Annotated in this window: 18 protein-coding genes; 4 read left to right on the forward strand and 14 right to left on the reverse strand. The window is 34.3% G+C overall.

From position 1 onward, the window contains the following. Nucleotides 1-42: 42 nt before the first annotated feature. The 3 genes from MJG50_RS01285 to MJG50_RS01295 all read right to left on the reverse strand — a co-directional run bounded on the left by MJG50_RS01285 (nt 43) and on the right by MJG50_RS01295 (nt 3,227). A complete protein-coding gene (locus MJG50_RS01285; RefSeq protein WP_240252085.1) occupies nt 43-1,020 on the reverse strand; it encodes an alpha-ketoacid dehydrogenase subunit beta in 978 nt (325 codons plus the stop codon). Between the two features lie 3 nt (nt 1,021-1,023). Beyond that, nucleotides 1,024-2,139 carry a pyruvate dehydrogenase (acetyl-transferring) E1 component subunit alpha gene (gene pdhA / locus MJG50_RS01290; protein WP_240252087.1) on the reverse strand — a complete coding sequence of 372 codons (1,116 nt, stop codon included), beginning with the start codon at nt 2,137-2,139 and terminating at the stop codon, nt 1,024-1,026. Between the two features lie 413 nt (nt 2,140-2,552). Next, a complete protein-coding gene (locus MJG50_RS01295) occupies nt 2,553-3,227 on the reverse strand; it encodes a YkyA family protein (protein WP_240252089.1) in 675 nt (224 codons plus the stop codon). 216 nt (nt 3,228-3,443) lie between these two features. Between MJG50_RS01295 and def the strand changes: the two genes are divergently transcribed. Then, nucleotides 3,444-3,998: a peptide deformylase gene (gene def / locus MJG50_RS01300; RefSeq protein ID WP_240252097.1), complete on the forward strand. Its 555-nt coding sequence runs from the start codon at nt 3,444-3,446 to the stop codon at nt 3,996-3,998. A 17-nt stretch (nt 3,999-4,015) separates the two neighbouring features. Here def and MJG50_RS01305 read toward each other — a convergent pair whose 3' ends face one another. Next, nucleotides 4,016-4,789, reverse strand: a complete 774-nt coding sequence (locus MJG50_RS01305) for a Cof-type HAD-IIB family hydrolase (protein WP_240252105.1) — start codon at nt 4,787-4,789, stop codon at nt 4,016-4,018. Nucleotides 4,790-5,250: 461 nt separating this feature from the next. Here MJG50_RS01305 and MJG50_RS01310 point away from each other — a divergent pair, with 461 nt between their 5' ends. Further along, nucleotides 5,251-5,460 carry a DNA-dependent RNA polymerase subunit epsilon gene (locus MJG50_RS01310; RefSeq protein ID WP_240252107.1) on the forward strand — a complete coding sequence of 70 codons (210 nt, stop codon included), beginning with the start codon at nt 5,251-5,253 and terminating at the stop codon, nt 5,458-5,460. Between the two features lie 6 nt (nt 5,461-5,466). Continuing rightward, complete coding sequence (gene rnjA / locus MJG50_RS01315; protein WP_240252115.1) at nt 5,467-7,134, forward strand: ribonuclease J1; 1,668 nt, start codon at nt 5,467-5,469, stop codon at nt 7,132-7,134. Between the two features lie 121 nt (nt 7,135-7,255). Here the strand turns inward: rnjA and MJG50_RS01320 are convergent, their stop codons facing one another. The 10 genes from MJG50_RS01320 to fadH all read right to left on the reverse strand — a co-directional run bounded on the left by MJG50_RS01320 (nt 7,256) and on the right by fadH (nt 16,955). Continuing rightward, nucleotides 7,256-7,918 (reverse strand): potassium channel family protein, encoded by a 663-nt coding sequence (locus MJG50_RS01320; RefSeq protein WP_240252117.1) that lies wholly within the window; start codon nt 7,916-7,918, stop codon nt 7,256-7,258. 74 nt (nt 7,919-7,992) lie between these two features. After that, nucleotides 7,993-9,828 carry an ABC transporter ATP-binding protein gene (locus tag MJG50_RS01325; protein WP_240252119.1) on the reverse strand — a complete coding sequence of 612 codons (1,836 nt, stop codon included), beginning with the start codon at nt 9,826-9,828 and terminating at the stop codon, nt 7,993-7,995. Between the two features lie 15 nt (nt 9,829-9,843). Then, nucleotides 9,844-11,598 carry an ABC transporter ATP-binding protein gene (locus tag MJG50_RS01330; protein WP_240252121.1) on the reverse strand — a complete coding sequence of 585 codons (1,755 nt, stop codon included), beginning with the start codon at nt 11,596-11,598 and terminating at the stop codon, nt 9,844-9,846. Between the two features lie 179 nt (nt 11,599-11,777). After that, on the reverse strand, nt 11,778-12,026 hold the full coding sequence (locus MJG50_RS01335; RefSeq protein ID WP_240252123.1) for a YkuS family protein: 249 nt from the start codon (nt 12,024-12,026) through the stop codon (nt 11,778-11,780). A gap of 116 nt (nt 12,027-12,142) precedes the next feature. Next, nucleotides 12,143-13,129: a diaminopimelate dehydrogenase gene (locus MJG50_RS01340; RefSeq protein ID WP_240252125.1), complete on the reverse strand. Its 987-nt coding sequence runs from the start codon at nt 13,127-13,129 to the stop codon at nt 12,143-12,145. 114 nt (nt 13,130-13,243) lie between these two features. Beyond that, nucleotides 13,244-14,119 (reverse strand): transcriptional regulator CcpC, encoded by an 876-nt coding sequence (gene ccpC / locus MJG50_RS01345; protein ID WP_240252127.1) that lies wholly within the window; start codon nt 14,117-14,119, stop codon nt 13,244-13,246. 100 nt (nt 14,120-14,219) lie between these two features. Then, nucleotides 14,220-14,657 (reverse strand): cyclic-di-AMP-binding protein CbpB, encoded by a 438-nt coding sequence (gene cbpB, locus MJG50_RS01350; protein WP_240252129.1) that lies wholly within the window; start codon nt 14,655-14,657, stop codon nt 14,220-14,222. 166 nt (nt 14,658-14,823) lie between these two features. Continuing rightward, a complete protein-coding gene (locus MJG50_RS01355) occupies nt 14,824-15,066 on the reverse strand; it encodes a YkuJ family protein (RefSeq protein WP_240252137.1) in 243 nt (80 codons plus the stop codon). A gap of 156 nt (nt 15,067-15,222) precedes the next feature. After that, complete coding sequence (locus MJG50_RS01360; protein ID WP_240252139.1) at nt 15,223-15,909, reverse strand: DUF3993 domain-containing protein; 687 nt, start codon at nt 15,907-15,909, stop codon at nt 15,223-15,225. A 281-nt stretch (nt 15,910-16,190) separates the two neighbouring features. Continuing rightward, complete coding sequence (fadH, locus tag MJG50_RS01365) at nt 16,191-16,955, reverse strand: 2,4-dienoyl-CoA reductase (RefSeq protein ID WP_240252141.1); 765 nt, start codon at nt 16,953-16,955, stop codon at nt 16,191-16,193. Nucleotides 16,956-17,126: 171 nt separating this feature from the next. Between fadH and MJG50_RS01370 the strand changes: the two genes are divergently transcribed. Further along, on the forward strand, nt 17,127-17,987 hold the full coding sequence (locus MJG50_RS01370; RefSeq protein WP_240252143.1) for a metallophosphoesterase: 861 nt from the start codon (nt 17,127-17,129) through the stop codon (nt 17,985-17,987). Nucleotides 17,988-18,025: the final 38 nt, after the last annotated feature.

The raw sequence follows: 18,025 nt of genomic DNA on the forward strand, positions 1-18,025 counted from the left end.
CTCCTATATGATAATAATCTTTAGATTCTTTTTTAATTACTTCTAGAAATTTAATACCTTTTTTGCTGTTTCAAGAACATCCTTATGGCTAGGTAACCAAACAGATTCAGCTTGTGAGAAAGGAAATACTGTATCTGCAGCTGTAACACGCAATACAGGTGCCTCTAAGCTTAAAATTGCACGGTCATTTATTTCGGCAACGACATTTGCAGCGATACCAGCTTGTTTTTGTGCTTCTTGAACAACGATTGCGCGACCAGTTTTTTCAACAGATGCAATAATCGTTGGTATGTCTAATGGGCTGACTGTACGAAGGTCAACAACCTCTGCAGAAATGCCTTCTTTTTCAAGCTCATCCGCAGCTTTCAAGCATTCATGTACCATTGCCCCATAAGAAATCATTGTTATATCTTTTCCTTCACGCTTGACATCTGCTTTTCCAATTTCAATTGTATATTCCTCTTCAGGAACTTCCCCACGGAAAGAACGGTATAATTTCATATGTTCAAGGTAAATAACAGGATCATTATCTCTAATTGCTGAAATTAGCAAACCTTTTGCATCGTATGGAGTAGATGGAATAACAACTTTTAAGCCTGGTTGTTGTGCCATTAATCCTTCTAAGCTATCAGCATGCATTTCTGGAGTATGAACACCACCACCAAAAGGTGAACGAATTGTAACTGGTGCGTTATAACGACCACCTGAACGATAACGCATACGTGCCAATTGACCACTAATTGAATCCATTACTTCGTATACAAAACCGAAAAATTGAATTTCAGGAACCGGTCGGAAGCCTTGTAACCCAAGACCGATTGCAAGTCCACCAATACCAGACTCGGCTAATGGTGTATCAAATACACGATCTTCGCCAAATTCAGCTTGTAGACCTTCTGTCGCACGGAATACACCGCCGTTAAGACCAACGTCTTCACCAAAAACTAAGACATTTGGGTCATTTTTTAATTCTGTGCGTAACGCATCAGTGATTGCTTGAATCATAGTCATTTGCGCCATGGCTTACTTCGACTCCTTTTCTTTATAGATTTCCATTTGTTCTACCAGGTTTATTGGTAACTCTTCATACATAATTCCTATTAAATCAGTTACCTTTTGCTTAGGTGTGTCATCAGCCTTTTTAATTGCAACTTTGATATCTTCTTTTGCTTGTTCAATAACCTTATTTTCTTCTTCTTCATTCCAGATCCCTTTAGTTTCTAAGAACTTACGGAAACGAACAAGTGGATCTTTCTTTTCCCATTCATTATCAAGATCTGATGTACGATATCTCGTCGGATCATCACCCGCCATCGTATGTGGGCCATAACGATAAGTTAAAGTTTCGATAAGTGTTGGACCGTCTCCATTAATAGCACGAGCACGAGCATCTTTAACAGCTGCATATACTGCTAATGCATCCATGCCGTCAACTTGAATTCCTGGAATACCAGCTGCAACACCTTTTTGAGCTAAAGTTTGAGCTGCTGATTGTTTTTCAACTGGTGTAGAAATAGCAAAGCGGTTATTTTGAACGATAAAGATTGCTGGTGCTTTATATGCTCCTGCAAAGTTAATACCTTCATAAAAATCACCTTGTGAAGTTCCACCGTCACCTGTGTACGTAATCGCAACAGATTTACTACCACGTTTTTTCATTCCTAGAGCAACACCAGCACACTGTATGTATTGAGCTCCAATAATAATTTGTGGTGAAATGACATTAACACCTTCAGGCATTTGGTTTCCTAAATAGTGTCCACGTGAGAATAAAAATGCTTGGTAAAGTGGTAAACCATGCCATACGATTTGAGGTACATCACGATAACCAGGTAAAATAAAATCCTCTTTCTCCAACGCAAATTGTGAAGCAATTTGTGAAGCCTCTTGACCAGCAGTAGGAGCATAAAAACCTAGACGACCTTGACGATTTAATGAAATCGAACGTTGATCAAGTATACGTGTGTACACCATTCTTCTCATCAATTCTTTAAGTTGATCATCACTTAAATCAGGCATTGCATCAGTGTTAACTACTTCGCCTTCTTCATTTAAAATCTGCAATGTTGTAAATTGTTCAGCAACTTTTGCTAATTGAGCTTGCCCATCAAAAACAGCCTGTTTTGTTTTTTCTGCCATCTGTTCATCTTCCTTTCTTTCCCTATTATTTCTGTGCATCGACTGAGATAAAACATACATTGTTTAGGTTACCCCAAAACATTTCTTTTCAAAGACACTTTTCTCCTTTACGCACAAAGTATTAGGATGTATTAGGTTATTCACTACTTAAAAAGGTTTTATAGTTCACCACTTTTAATCTGTATTAATTTTTTCGAAGGAATAATTAATACAACTATTGTTTACTTTTAAAGTTTACACCAATTATCGATCTGTCGTCAATTTCTTTGTTTGCGGTTTAACAACTTAGTCAGATGATAATCATTTTTACATTATATACCATTTCACCCACCCTGTATCAATACAACTTATGAATCTGTATTACTAAAATGAATACACAGAAAAAGACTGCCTTATTTGACAGCCTTTTACCTCTATTCCTTCTCATCACCATAAACAACCTTTAATCCAGCTTGCTTATAAAAGTTAACCTTCGCCTCGTTATATTGATTAGTAACATTATTAAATAGATCATTCGAACTAACTACTTTTTCATAAATAGTATTTATTTTATTAATTTGACCTTCTAATTCCTCTAATGTTAATTGCTCTTTTTTAAACATTTCATAAAGTAATTTGTCATTATTTATTGCTTCACTATAATCAGCATACAATTTGTCATAACTCTCATATCTTTTTTGCATCAATGCTACTAATTCTTCTGCTTCCTCTTTTAAATCCTTGTCTTTAATATCATTGATACTCTTTACTGCATTTTCAAATTCCTCTTTTGACGACTTTATACTTTCATATTCATTATTCAATTTAGTTTCTCTTTCGTTAACAATATTTAGTGCTTCATCAGATAGGGATACAATTTTGTCATACTCCTTCATACCTAGTGAGATTATTTGATCGTATAATTTTCTTTCTTTTTTTTCTAATTGAATAAGTGGTTCCTGCTGCTCTTCAAAGGTCTTCTCTAGTGTTACTACTTTTTCCAGTGTTTTATATATTTCTTCTTCTGGAGTTGGACCCCCTATACAGCCGGTTAACATAATTGATATCCCCAATAATATTACCAACCATTTATACCGATAATTTTTCACACCTAATATCCCCCTTACCTATATCCATATATTACTATAAACTTTATTTTATGAATAACAACAGATTTTAAGTAAACTAAATATTTTTCGACATATGTTTTAAAAGAAGATATGTACAATCGTTTCCTATATCCATTATATGAACTTGTCCAATTAATTAGAACTTGATAGACTAATATTATGCTTAATAATTTTTCTCTTAAGGAAGTGACCAATATGCTTACGATGGAAAATGTTATAAGGGAAGGTCATCCCACATTACGTAAAACTGCTGAAGCTGTTACATTACCTCCTTCTAAAGAAGATGCTGAAGTTTTACAAAAAATGATTGAATTTGTAATCAATAGTCAAGATCCTGAAATCGCTGAACAGTTAAGTCTTCGTCCAGGAATCGGTATTGCAGCACCACAAATTAATGTTCCTAAACGGATGATTGCGATACATGTAACGGATGAAAAGGACCGTTTATATAGTTATGCATTATATAATCCAAAAATTATAAGTCATTCAATCGAACAAAGCTTTTTAACCACTGGGGAAGGTTGCCTTTCTGTTGATAGAGACGTACCAGGCTATGTAATTCGCCACTCAAGGATCAAAGTAAATGCAACTACTCTCGAAGGGGAAGAAATTGTTTTACGTCTAAAAGGCTTGCCTGCGATCGTTTTCCAACATGAAATTGACCACCTCAACGGGGTTATGTTTTACGACCATATTAATACCGAGGATCCATTCCTGATACCGACTGATGCGATACCAATAGAAAGATAGCCTCCGAGGCTATCTTTCTATAATAAACCAACCAGCTTCAAACCATATTCAATTCCATTATTATCTACATCTTTCGTTACAATATCTGCGACTTCTTTAATCTCATTAACTGCATTTCCCATCGCTATACCAGTTCCTACGAAGGAAAGCATTTCAGTATCATTTAGACCATCTCCGAAAGCATATACTCGATCTTCTAATATTGAAAGAATATCAATCATTTTCTTGATGCCTTCTGCCTTTGAGCCACCATAAGGAATAATATCTGTTGAAACTGGATGCCAACGTATAAATTGAAATTCCTTATATTTATTTATATACAATTGCTCCTCCGCTTCTGTACAGAATAATAATGCTTGATATATTTCCCTATCTTCAAAAAATAATGGGTCATATTGTGGATACTCGAGCTGCAAAGTAGATATACTTTCATGAATAAATGGATTATTTTCTACACTTGCCTTCATCTCGATTTCATTTAAAAAGACAAGTGGATGCTGGTTCTTTTTTGTAAATTCATTTAACTCACGCAGCTTTACCTTATTCAGAGGATTTTTGTAAATTACTTCATTTTCAAATACAACATATTGGCCATTGAAGCTTACATAAGAATTTATACCTAATTCATTACGCAATTCTTCAAACATAAAAGGACCTCTGCCTGTTGCGATTGCAACATGTATTCCTTTTTTACGAATCTCTTCTATTGCATTTTTCGTTGATAATGGTAATTTTTTTTCATGATCTAATAGGGTTCCATCAATATCAAAAAAAACAATTTTATCTTTCATAAATCTCACCTTTTCCAACAATTTATCCTTGCATTATAAAACAGATCACACAAGAAGTAAAAGAACAGTAGTTTTGTTTTCTAATCTTCCAGTTATCCCCATGAAATACATTTAAAATAAATCATATACTACAAATAAGATATCATGAAATGAATGGGAGAAATCTTAGGAAAAGTAGGACAAGGATGTTTAAAGTATTTTAAATAAGGAGATGATAGTTCATGCTTAAAAAGTTACGCAAAAAATTATTAAAACAATGGCATGATTTATTAAAAAGGAAAACGATCGCTTAATCTTTTGTAAATAAAAATAATGATGTCTGAGCCCTTCTGCTACGAAGGGCTCGTTTCTTAAAAAACTGTTTTTTTACGAAAAGAAAGAAAAAAAATGAAAATCATGTTATATTTTAATATAATAGAAAAAGTTACTCTAACAATCGGAAATTAAGGAGAGATTTGGCAATGATTTTTAAAGTATACTACCAAGAGCATGCAGGGGAGATTCCTGTAAGGGAAAATACAAAGACTGTATTTGTAAACGCGGTAACTGAGGGAGAAGTTCGAAGAAAACTTAAAGAACGGAATATCAACATTGAATATATCCAAAAAGTTGACGGAGCTCATCTTGAGTATGAAAAACAAAATGAAGACTACAAAGTATTGGAGATTTGATAAAACATGAAATTTGTTAAAAATGATCAAACAGCTGTTTTTGCCTTAGGTGGACTTGGGGAAATCGGTAAAAATACCTATGGCGTGCAGTTTCAAGATGAAATAATCCTTATTGATGCAGGAATTAAGTTTCCAGAGGATGAACTTTTAGGTATCGATTATGTTATCCCTGACTACAGCTACCTAATAAAAAACGAAGAAAAAATTAAAGGCTTGTTTATTACACACGGACACGAAGATCACATTGGTGGAATACCTTATCTTTTAAGAGAAATAAATATACCTATTTATGGTGGAAAACTTGCTTTAGGATTAATTCGGAATAAACTTGAAGAACACGGCTTACTTCGACAAGCTAAACTTATTGAAATTAAAGAAGATGACATAATCAAATTCCGTAAAACTTCGGTAACTTTTTTCCGAACAACACATAGCATTCCCGATTCATATGGGATTGTTGTTAAAACACCTCCAGGACAAATCGTACATACTGGTGATTTTAAATTCGATTTTACACCTGTTGGAGAACCAGCTAATTTAACAAAGATGGCTGAAATCGGAAAAGAAGGTGTTCTTTGTTTATTATCTGACAGTACAAACAGTGAGGTTCCAACCTTTACGATGTCTGAGAGACGCGTAGGCGAAAGCATTAATGATATATTCCGTAAAAATGATGGTAGACTAATTTTTGCTACCTTTGCTTCAAACATCTATCGCTTGCAGCAAGTCGTTGAAGCTGCTGTAGCTAATGACAGAAAAGTTGCTGTATTTGGAAGAAGTATGGAATCTGCTATTAATATAGGTTACGATCTTGGTTATATTCACTGTCCAAAGGATACTTTTATAGATGCAGCTCAGATAAATCGTCTCCCTGCTAACAAAGTGACAATTCTCTGTACAGGTAGCCAAGGTGAACCTATGGCAGCTCTATCAAGAATAGCGAATGGGACTCACCGTCAAATTCAAATTAATCCTGGAGACACTGTTGTATTTTCATCGTCACCAATTCCAGGTAATGCACTTAGTGTAAGTCGCACAATTAATATGCTTTATAAAGCTGGTGCAGAAGTTATCTATGGCCCATTAAATGATATCCATACATCTGGGCACGGTGGACAAGAAGAACAAAAGTTAATGCTACGCTTAATAAAGCCAAAATATTTCATGCCTATCCATGGTGAATTCCGGATGCAGAAAATGCATAATAAGACTGCTGTTGATTGTGGTGTTAAGCCAGAAAATTGTTTCATCATGGACAATGGTGAAGTTCTTGCATTAAGCCAGAATGAAGCATCTGTAGCTGGGAAAATTCCATCTGGTAATGTATATATAGATGGAAGTGGTATTGGTGATATCGGTAATATCGTATTACGTGATCGCCGTATACTCTCAGAAGAAGGACTAGTTATCGTGGTGGTAAGCATTAATATGAAAGATTTTAAAATCTCAGCCGGTCCGGATTTAATTTCACGTGGATTTGTCTATATGCGTGAATCTGGTGACTTAATTAGTGATGCACAAAGCTTAATCACGAAACATTTAAATAAAGTCATGGAACGTCGTACAACCCAATGGTCAGAAATTAAAAATGAAATAACTGACACATTGGCACCTTTCTTATATGAAAAAACAAAACGCAGACCGATGATTTTACCGATCATTATGGAAGTATAATAATGAAAAGCGCAAGATATTCGAGGAAGCTTCTCAGGTTGAAAACTGGCTAGGCGCTAAAACTAGACAATAAAAAAGAAAAAAAGCGAGCTCTTCAATTTTGAAGGCTCGTTTTTTTCTTTTACTCTTCAACCAAATTTTTTTCAAATCTACTAATATCAGTATCTGCACCGATGACAATTAATATATCCCCTTTATTGATACATTCTGTCGCTTGTGGCGATACCATGATGTCCTTCCCTCGTTTAATTGCTACTATATTCACCCCGTAATTTGCTCGCACATCTAATTCAATTAAGGATTTTCCATCCATTTTTCGTCCAGCTACAATCTCCATAATACTATGTTCATCAGATAACTCTAGATAATCAAGGACATTATTTGACATAATATTATGTGCGATTCTTTTTCCCATATCTCTTTCAGGATGGACAATACGGTCAGCACCTATTTTACTTAGAATTTTTTCATGATAGTCATTTTGAGCTTTCACCCATATATTCTTAACCCCAAGTTCTTTTAACATGATTGTTGTTAGAATACTCGCTTTCAGATTATCTCCAATCGCCACTATTACCAGATCAAAATTACGTATTCCCAAGCTTTTCAGTACAGATTCATCGGTAGAATCCCCTACAACTGCGTGCGAAGCGATTGTTGAATATTCATTTACCCGATCTTCATCGACATCCATTGCCATTACTTCCATGCCCTCTTCACTAAGTGCCCGACATATACTTCCTCCGAAGCGCCCTAATCCAATGACTGCATATTCCTTTTTCACAACTATTCCTCCATCTAAGCGGATGATATCATTGATTTTAACATAAAATAAAGGACTATTAAATCATATCCTTACTAGATCGCTTCCAGCATTTTAAATTGTGCTTTAACAAGTCCGTAGTATTCACCTTGATGATTCATTAAATCATCATGTGATCCTTGCTCAATAATTTTCCCATGATCTAATACAAAGATATTATCAGCCTCCCTTATTGTTGAAAGCCTATGAGCAATGATAATGGCTGTCCGCCCATTTAGTAACTTTTTCAAGGCTTGTTGAATCTTAACTTCAGTTTCGGTATCGATACTTGCTGTTGCTTCATCTAAAATTAAAATTTTTGGATTAGCAAGCAATGCTCTTGCGAATGAGAGTAGTTGTCTTTCTCCAACAGATAAAACATTTCCACGTTCCTCAACCTCTGTTTCATACCCATTACTTAACTTCTCAATAAATGCGTGGGCTCCAACAGCTTTAGCTGCTTCAATTACGTCTTCATCCGTTGCGTCTGGACGCCCAAAACGAATATTATCCTTAATTGTACCTGAGAAGATAAAAGTATCCTGCAACACTACACTAATTTGTGATCGAATACTTTGTAATGAAAGATCCTTAATATTATATCCGTCAATCTTAACCTCACCACTTGTGGCATCATAAAACCGGCTTATTAAATTCGCAATCGTCGTTTTACCTGAACCTGTATGACCAACCAATGCAACTGTCTGACCAGCCTCCATCGTCAAGGAAATACCTTTTAATGCCTTCCGTGATTCATCATATGAGAATTCAACTTTATCAAATTCAATTTTACCCTTAATATCCGTTATATTTATTGCATCTTCCCTTTCACCAACTATAGGCTTTTCATCTAAAAATTCAAAAATTCGCTCAGATGAAGCCATACCCACTAATAACTGGTTATATACTTGACCTAATCTTGAAATTGGCTCCCAGAACATTCCTAGGTAAAATGCAAAGGAAACAAATACACCTACAGTTAAACCATTACTATCTGTTAATCCATCCTTAATTAAAATTGCACCAAACCATATTAAAATTGCTGTTCCAACCGCATTCGTCATTTCTACAAAAGGTCGAAACATTGCATTTTTTTGAGTTGCATCACGCCAGGATTCAAAATTCTCAGTGTTAACTCCATCAAAAAACTCGATATTTTCTTTTTCTTGCGTGAATGCTTGTGTTACCCTAATACCTTGAATACTTTCATTCAAATGTGAATTAAGCTTAGCTTGCTTAATTCGAACAGTTTGCCAAGATCTACGAATTTTTCTTCGGAGTTTTGTAGATAATAAAACCATAATAGGCAAAATAATTAAGATTGCTAAAGTTAATTTGGGACTTAGTATAAATAAAATAACGATTACCCCGAATAATAATACAAAATCCATTAATAGATTGATAACTCCATTGGTGAACAATTCCTGCAATGAATTTACATCATTTAATATTCTTACTAAAATTGATCCTGCTGAGCGCTGGTCAAAAAAGCGATGTGAAAGTCCTTGAACATGTGTAAATAAATGCTTTCTTAGATCATATATAATATTTTGTCCAAGCATATTTGTCCATTTAATTCGAAATATGTTTGCAACATATGACAACAAATAAAGGCCAGCAATTGTTAATACAAGTACAGTTAGTAAATTTGTATCCTTATTTGCGATTGCATGGTCTAAAGTATACTTACCAATTAGTATTGGGGTAACCAAACGAACAGCAGTTGTAATCAAGACAACTATAATTGATAAAGGTAATAAATTTTTCGAATAAGGTTTCATATAACTAAATAATCGAAACATTTGCTTCCAGTTAAATGGTTTTTCAATTGCTTGTTCAGTCGAATATTGAAATCGATGTTTTATATTTTGGTTTTCTGCTTTCTTTTCCATATCGTTCACCTACCTTCATCCAGTTTGAGCTTGCAGAATAACCTTCTGATCCTTATATTGAATATCATAGATCCTTTGATATGGACCTTCATTGCTCATAAGCTCTGAATGAGTCCCCCTCTCAACAATAATCCCGTTATCTAGGACAAGAATTTCATCAGCATGTTTTAATGAGGATATACGATGTGCAATAATAAATGTTGTTCGCCCTTTCATAACCTCTTTTAAAGCCTTCTGAATTTCAAATTCTGTCTCCATATCAACTGCACTTGTTGCATCGTCGAGTATAAGTATGCTTGGATTGATACAAATCGATCTAGCTATTGCAATCCTTTGCTTTTGACCACCAGAAAGACCCATCCCTCTTTCACCAAGCATTGTGTCATAACCATTAGGCAATTCCATAATAAAATCGTGTGCCTGGGCACGTTTTGCCGCATTCATAATTTCTTCCATAGTTGAATTCGGCTTTCCGTAGGCTATATTTGCTTTTATAGATGATGAAAACAGAAAAGACTCCTGCATTACAAACCCGATATTACTTCTAAGGGTATGAATTGAATATTTTTTTACATCCTTCCCATCAATTAATACCTCACCAATGACAGGTTCATAAAATCTAGTCATTAATTGTGTAATACTTGTCTTTCCAGATCCTGTAGACCCAATTAAACCAATCACTTTCCCAGGCTCCGCATTAAATGAAATCGATTGAAGTGCGGCTTGATCATCCTCAGTATATTTCAATGTTACATTTTTAAATTCTACATTTCCTTGTAATCTATTATTTTCTATCGAATCTGAAGATTCATCAATCTCTTCATCCGCTTCAAGAATTTCTAATAGCCTTTCGCCAGATGCCTTCGCTTGAGAAAACATATTAATAACAAACCCTAAGTTCATGATTGGATTTAATAAATACCAAACGAGACTGAAAAAGGCTACTAACTCACCGTGAGACACACTACCGTTGATTACTTGATAGCCACCAAATGATAGTAAAGCCACCACACAAATATTACCAATGAACTCCATTAAAGGGAAAAACTTCGCCCAAATATGTGAAGTGTTCAATGAAACATCTTTATAATTTTCATTTGAATAATTAAACTTATTAATCTGGTAACTCTCTCTTGAAAGAGATTTTACAGTGTTTATCCCGCTTATATTTTCTTGGACGTTTGTATTTAAACGGCCAAATGATTTTCTTACCGCTCTAAAAGCCGGATGCACACGCTTATCGAAGCGATATACGACAACAGCTAGAAACGGTAAAGAAACGATTGTAACCAAAGTTAATGATACAGAGTAATACAACATTACACTTAAGCTAAATATAATTAATAAGCTAAATCTCAATAATTCCGCAAAGCCAAACGACAAAAAGAAACGAAATCCTTCAACATCAGCAGTTAGCCGTGACATTAAGTCACCTGTCTTTGCATTATCATAATAACCAAACGACAAGCGCTGTAACTTTTCATATAAAGCATTTCTCATTTTATACACAGAGGTAATTCCAAACAAGTCACCTAAATACTGGTTAAAATATGTAGATATCCCCTTCAATACCATTATTACAATAAAACCTATTGATAAATATGGAACAAGATCGTAGTTCCCTCCCCTGAAAACCTCATCAATTGATACTTGTAATACGATTGGATATAGAACCGTTATCCCAGTAACAAACAATAAAGAAAACATCGACCAGTAAAAATAATGTCGGTATGGCATATAAAACTCTTTCAATTTCTTAAAGGTTTCCATCAAAAGCCTCCTTTACAAGGTGCATAATTCAATTTGAAAAACTAACGTAATTATTAATATATCGGTTTTCGAAATAAATTTCCAGTATAATAATTAGAAAATGTAGAATTTTTTTTATTCACTAAATAAAAACCAAGTCAATGACTTGGTTTGCACTTTATTCTATTTATCCTTTTTCTTTACTGTTTCCCAAGACGATTCTCAACCTCTTGACATACTTGATCCGCAGAAAGTCCATTCGCTTCAATTACTGAACCTTGTGTAGAAGTATCTGCTATACCCATCACATTAGAATCTAAACCAGTAACAACACAGCAATCACAATTTTTCGCATCATTCTCTTGTCGTAGTTGTACAACTTCATAGCCTTTTTCTTGAAGAGCTTGTTGAACATTTGTTAATGAACCTTCAACTCCAATTTTCGCCATTCCTCTTCCACCTCCTCATACAAATAATTTGTCTCAATCTCAGAGCGATTATTCCCTATAAATAAGCAATAAAAAAATGGTTGCTACAGATATTCTGTAACAACCACCAAAAAGCCTTACAATAATCCTTTTCTTAAATCTTCTGCAGATTTAGGTGATAAATATGCAGGAGCAATATCAAAAACCGATTTTGCACCAGTTTGTCCTTCTTTATTTAAACGATATGCTGCACGAGCATATGCTACAAGGACACTAGAGGTGAATTCTGGGTTACTATCTAGATTAAGCGAAAATTCAATAACTTGCTTACTATCGATTCCTGTAGTCCCACCGCGTATAACAAAACCACCGTGTGGTAGTCTTGAATGATATTGCTTCAACTCTTCACTACTAATAAAATTCACTTCTGTATCATATTCAGCAAAATAATTAGGCATCGTTTTAATTTTTTCTTCAATTTCTAATTTATTATATCCTTCTTTTACAACTACGTAGCAAATACGCAAATGTTTTTGAGCAGTTGAGAGCTCAGGATTTTCACCACTTCTCACTTTTTCAACTGCATCCTCAATTGGAACAGTATACTGAACTGCATCTTCTACACCTTCGATTCGGCGAACCGCATCTGAATGACCTTGACTAACACCTTTACCCCAAAACGTATAATTTTCTCCATTCGGTAAAATTGCTTCTGCCATTAACCGGTTTATTGAAAATAATCCAGGATCCCAACCAACTGAGATTATGCTTATTTTCCCACTTCTTTGTGCAGCTTCATCAACAGACTTAAAGTATTCTGGAATTTTTGCATGTGTATCATAACTATCAACCGTATTGAACATTTGTGCAAACTCTGGACCTTGATGAGGTAAATCAGTTGCAGAACCTCCACATAAAATCATAACATCTATTTCATTTGAATATTCCGCAGCTTGTGATATATGTATAACTTTTGCTTTTGACTCCTGAATTTGTATACTTTCAGGTGATCTTCTTGTAAAAATACCAACTAAATCGATATCAGGACATTGATTGATTGCTGAAACTACCCCTTTACCAAGGTTACCGTATCCAACAATCCCTACTTTAATATGAGCACACATTGTAATTCCTCCACGACTAATCAAACTTAAGGTAATGAAATTGACTATTTATTCCCTCAAAGTTTTATTTTTTAATTTAACAGAAAATATTCGCTATGACAAGGTAAAATTTAGTCAGATAGAACTGATATTTTCTTTCATTAATTCTACAAACGCTCTTACTTGTTTAAGTTCAAAAGCAGATTCATAACCGACCAGCCACGTGTCACGTTTCATAGGCTCATTATGTTCGTCCAATAATGGAATTTTATAAATGTTGGTCTCTTCCTCTGATAATGTTACTGAAGGTAAAATTGCATACCCGATACCATTTAGCGTCATTTGTTTACACGTTTCAATTTGATCAACTACTATTGTTCGTTTTGGTATAGATTGAAAGGTCCTATGCCACCATTCCTGTATTTCCTGGTAGTAGGTGGAATCACTTTTAAATTGAATAAATGGTCGATCTGTCTCCCATACTTGCTCTATTTTTTGTATTTCAGTGTCAACCAAATACATAGTATCGGTTAATAAATGTTTTTTTACCCCTTTCCATTCTGGCTTTCCTCTAATAATTCCAATATGCACAGTATCATCATATAAATTTTTAAGAATTTCGCTGCTCCATCCGGTAATTAATGATATTTTTGCCTGTGGATATGTTGTTACATATTTTTTTAATATTTTTGGCAACCAATTTTGACCAATTATGGATGCACATGCAATCTTTAGTGTCCCATGTACTTCTTGATTTAGAGCCTGAATTTGTTCTTTGATCTTCTCTTCCTTTTCGACTACCTCCTTAGCAAAATCAATTATTTTTTCACCAGCTGGGGTGGGAGTTAATCCTTTTTGTGAGCGAATAAAGATCTTGGTACCCCAAATCTTCTCAATTGATTGAAGTCGTTGGGATAGGGCTGGTTGTGAAACAAATAAACGCTCTGAAGCCTTTCTCATATTCATTTCTGAGGCGAGTACTACAAGTAATTGAAATTCAGAAAACTGCATATTAATCCCCTCTTTCTAATTCTTCAATAAGTTTTACTTATACTATATCCAAAGGGTTGAAAAAGCCCTCCAAAAGCTTGAAGGACTTTACTTTCATTTCTTATTTATTCTTAATTCGACGATCTAATTGCTTTAGGACAGCCCTTCTTGTAAATATTCCTTCAAAGACAGCTTCATCATTTTCTACACATACAAAGGGATGATCAATAACGAGATTAAGACCAGTCATTACCTGATCATTTAAATTCAAACGTGGAATATTTGTATTCATAACTTCTTCCACCTTCATTGTCTCAAGTCGCTCAAATTCAATCCGTTCAAGTCCTAAAATAGAATCAAGTATATGTGTCGAGCTAATTAAACCATGTAATGTAAAATGTGGATCCAACACCGGCACTGCCGTATATCCTGTCTTAGTAAGGACAAGTAAGGCATGCTCCAAATTATTGCCCAATTGTACATGAGCAACTTTATCAGCTGGAATTAGCAAATCTTTAATTGTAGTATCAAATAATTCTCCGCTTTGAAGACTAATCATTTTGCTTCAACCTCACATCATGTTTTTTTACTATTTTACGAGATTACTATGTTTAATGCTCCAATTCTTATTTTAACATAATTGAAAGCGGATAATGTAAACTTATTAAAATTCCTAGGAAGGTAACAAAAAAAACTCGCTTGTGGCGAGTTTTTATATTTAATGATTAATTTATTAGATCAAAAATTTCGATGGCAATCATATCAATATTATCAAATTGATATGTTTTCGGCTTTTCCCCTTGTTGATATACCTCTAATTCGAAGGTTTCGTTTTTATTAAAGTATTTAACACTACATTTTCTTTCACCGTTCACTTCAAAAAAACGTTGTGGAGGCTCTCCCCCATTAGCATTTTCTTGTAAACTTAAAAGACGAGTAATAATACCTTGTAACTGTGACTGTGTCATATGTACCTCTCCTTTCCAATGCAAAAAACTAATTTACTTTTAGGATTGTCAATATAGCACGTTCTATCCATTTAATAAAGTATTTTTATTCAAATTTCCTTATCGCGGAAAATTCTTACTATTATACAAAGACTAAATAATTTTAAAAGGAACCCCTTATTTCAGGATTCCTTTTAAATATCCGGCATATAATGGACTCCGATAATCCATCTCTAATAAGGAGTAAATTGTGTATCTGAATGGGTCCCAAAATAGAAATTTTTCTAATATTCGTGAGCCTTGTTTAACCGAGGTTAATTCGTCAACTTGTTTAACATTTTCTTTACTTCGCTCTATTTTGTCTAACTCTTTTGACTTTTCAATACCAATTTCCAATTCAGAGATGAACCAATTTGATCCGATCCTCTCAAGTGTTAAGGTTTCATAGTGGCTATCGTATGATACAGGTCCTTCTATTTTGGCTTTAAAAAATTCGTAAACATATGCTTTATTCCCATCATCATTAAAAACAATCTTTGTCTCCTCTGAATATGAGAAAAATGGGATGAAATAAATAGGAAAATCCGTTCCATAAACAATGAAACCCTCATTATCCTCATATAAATTTTCCTTTAGAAAGAGCTTAATATAGTTATCTTTAAAGTATGGAGAGAGTACACCCCAAACCTCATCATATGATCTATACTTAGCTGTTAATGAAACTTGGGCACTATACGCTTCCTTTAAAAATTCAAACATTTTCTCATTTGATATTGGCTTACTTGCTGAAGCTTTTGTAGGCTGATTAATAAAGGAACTACACATTAAAAGGAATATGACTAATATTGTTAATCGATTTTTCAAATTATCATCCTTTCCACTACAGAATACCGTTGGCCAAGTATTATCATTCTAACAGGGTAGACTATAAATATGCGTACTTTTCGTTCGTAAAATAATTGCACTTTTTGACACAATTATGCTTTTATAAACAATATGCTCGCGTAAAAGGAAGATAGAACAAGATTTTTATCATTAGAAAAAGCGCAAGCGCCTTGTTCAGGCGCTGGAGCTAGACATTTATATACAAAATTTTATTCTTTATTTTTATTTAAAAAACACTTCCCGAAAGGAAGTGTTTTACATTAAAATGGATATTGGTTAAGCCACTGTCCACCATCCATTGTTATACATTCACCGTTAATATATGCTGCATCATCTGATAATAAATAATTTGCAAGACCAGCAATCTCCTCAGGGGTTCCTAATCGACCAAGTGGGACACTCTGTAATGTGCGTTTCGCTGCTTCCTCAGATTCCCATAATCGGTCTGCCCCACCAGTTCTTTCAATCGGACCTGGTGCGATTGCATTTACTCTGATTCCGTACTTTCTTCCCCACTCAACTGCTAAAGTACGAGTCATTGTTAAAACACCTGATTTTGCACATGCGGAATGGATAACACCTGCTCCAGCATTCCAGGCATATGTAGCAACAATGTTAATTATGCTGCCTTTTATCCCTTTCTCGATCCAATATTTACCTACTTCAGAACTACAATAGAATGTTCCATTCAATACAATGTTAATTACAGAATTCCACCCATTTGCAGTAAGCTTTTCCGCAGGACAAATAAAATTACCTGCGGCATTATTAATTAAATAATCGATTCTACCGAATGCTTTATCAGTTTCATTCACCATATGTTCAACATGTGAGTGCTCTCTAACATCCATTTGAACAATTAGAACTTGATCCTTAAAGGTTTCTATTTCTTTCTTCGTATCTTCAAGTTTCTCAAGAGTTCTTCCAGTAATAACAACATATGCCCCTTCACTTGCAAAGCGCTTTGCCATATATTTCCCCATACCGCTTGAAGCACCTGTTACAATAACTACCTTCCCTTTCATAATAACCCTCCTTAAAATGAATGATGGTTCATTTTTAAGCATATCACTTTTTATCTAATTTTTCTAATAATAGTTTTATAGTAATCTAACTTCATACATTCATTATCATATATATTTTTATGCTATAATAGCATCAATGCATATAGAATTTATGATAGGTTGGCGTTAAGTATGTCCAAAAAATATTCAAGACGGCAATTTTTGAAGCGCACTTTTACCACTACCTTAATTGTCGCACTCACATCATCATTTGGGTATGTGTATGCGAGATATATTGAACCAAAACAAATACAAATTTCTCAACATACCATTTCCCATTCTCTTATTCCAAAAGACTTTAATAACGTGAAAATTGTTCAGTTTAGTGACACGCATGTCGGACATTATTTTGATCTAGAGCAATTAGAAAAGATCATCAATACTATTAATGAATTGAGACCAGATATCGTTTTTTTTACTGGTGATCTAATGGATGAACCTAATAAATACGCAGCTGCAAATCACCTTATTCCAATCCTTTTAAATGTGAAAGCTCCTCTAGGAAAGTACGCAATTTATGGGAATCATGATCATGGTGGATACGGTTCAGATATTTATAAAAGTATTATGCTACAATCTGAATTTAATTTATTAATGAATAATTCGATGGAAATTTTGAAAGGCAATAGTAAAATAATCGTTGCTGGATTAGATGATGCAATGCTTGGAAGACCAGATTTACAAGCAACATTTGATAAGATTGATTCCTCTACATATACGATTTTACTTGCACATGAACCTGACATCGCACCAAAGATTTCTGAACTAGGTGCGCATTTACAATTATCTGGGCATAGTCATGGTGGACAGATTCAATTACCTTTTTACGGTCCACTCATTACACCACCTTTAGGAAGTAATTATTACGAAGGTTCTTATACAATCGGGGATTCTAAAATGACTTTATATGTCAATAGAGGGCTTGGAACTACAAGACTCCCATTAAGGTTTTTATCTAAACCAGAAATTTCAGTATTTACATTGCAACAGTAAAAAGATTAATAGTCCGTATGGGAGAAGAACCATACGGA

The organism is Fredinandcohnia quinoae, from assembly GCF_022427965.1.
Classification (GTDB): domain Bacteria; phylum Bacillota; class Bacilli; order Bacillales; family Bacillaceae_L; genus Ferdinandcohnia; species Ferdinandcohnia quinoae.

Excerpts from the sequence above, each read along its gene's own strand:
- MJG50_RS01285 (WP_240252085.1), bottom strand. The coding sequence starts at position 1,020 with ATGGCGCAAATGACTATGATTCAAGCAATCACTGATGCGTTACGCACA.
- rnjA (WP_240252115.1), top strand. The coding sequence starts at position 5,467 with ATGAAATTTGTTAAAAATGATCAAACAGCTGTTTTTGCCTTAGGTGGA.
- MJG50_RS01340 (WP_240252125.1), bottom strand. The coding sequence starts at position 13,129 with ATGTGTGCTCATATTAAAGTAGGGATTGTTGGATACGGTAACCTTGGT.
- MJG50_RS01330 (WP_240252121.1), bottom strand. The coding sequence starts at position 11,598 with ATGGAAACCTTTAAGAAATTGAAAGAGTTTTATATGCCATACCGACAT.
- MJG50_RS01325 (WP_240252119.1), bottom strand. The coding sequence starts at position 9,828 with ATGGAAAAGAAAGCAGAAAACCAAAATATAAAACATCGATTTCAATAT.
- cbpB (WP_240252129.1), bottom strand. The coding sequence starts at position 14,657 with ATGATTAGTCTTCAAAGCGGAGAATTATTTGATACTACAATTAAAGAT.
- MJG50_RS01310 (WP_240252107.1), top strand. The coding sequence starts at position 5,251 with ATGATTTTTAAAGTATACTACCAAGAGCATGCAGGGGAGATTCCTGTA.
- MJG50_RS01355 (WP_240252137.1), bottom strand. The coding sequence starts at position 15,066 with ATGACACAGTCACAGTTACAAGGTATTATTACTCGTCTTTTAAGTTTA.
- ccpC (WP_240252127.1), bottom strand. The coding sequence starts at position 14,119 with ATGCAGTTTTCTGAATTTCAATTACTTGTAGTACTCGCCTCAGAAATG.
- def (WP_240252097.1), top strand. The coding sequence starts at position 3,444 with ATGCTTACGATGGAAAATGTTATAAGGGAAGGTCATCCCACATTACGT.
- fadH (WP_240252141.1), bottom strand. The coding sequence starts at position 16,955 with ATGAAAGGGAAGGTAGTTATTGTAACAGGTGCTTCAAGCGGTATGGGG.
- MJG50_RS01335 (WP_240252123.1), bottom strand. The coding sequence starts at position 12,026 with ATGGCGAAAATTGGAGTTGAAGGTTCATTAACAAATGTTCAACAAGCT.
- MJG50_RS01305 (WP_240252105.1), bottom strand. The coding sequence starts at position 4,789 with ATGAAAGATAAAATTGTTTTTTTTGATATTGATGGAACCCTATTAGAT.
- pdhA (WP_240252087.1), bottom strand. The coding sequence starts at position 2,139 with ATGGCAGAAAAAACAAAACAGGCTGTTTTTGATGGGCAAGCTCAATTA.
- MJG50_RS01370 (WP_240252143.1), top strand. The coding sequence starts at position 17,127 with ATGTCCAAAAAATATTCAAGACGGCAATTTTTGAAGCGCACTTTTACC.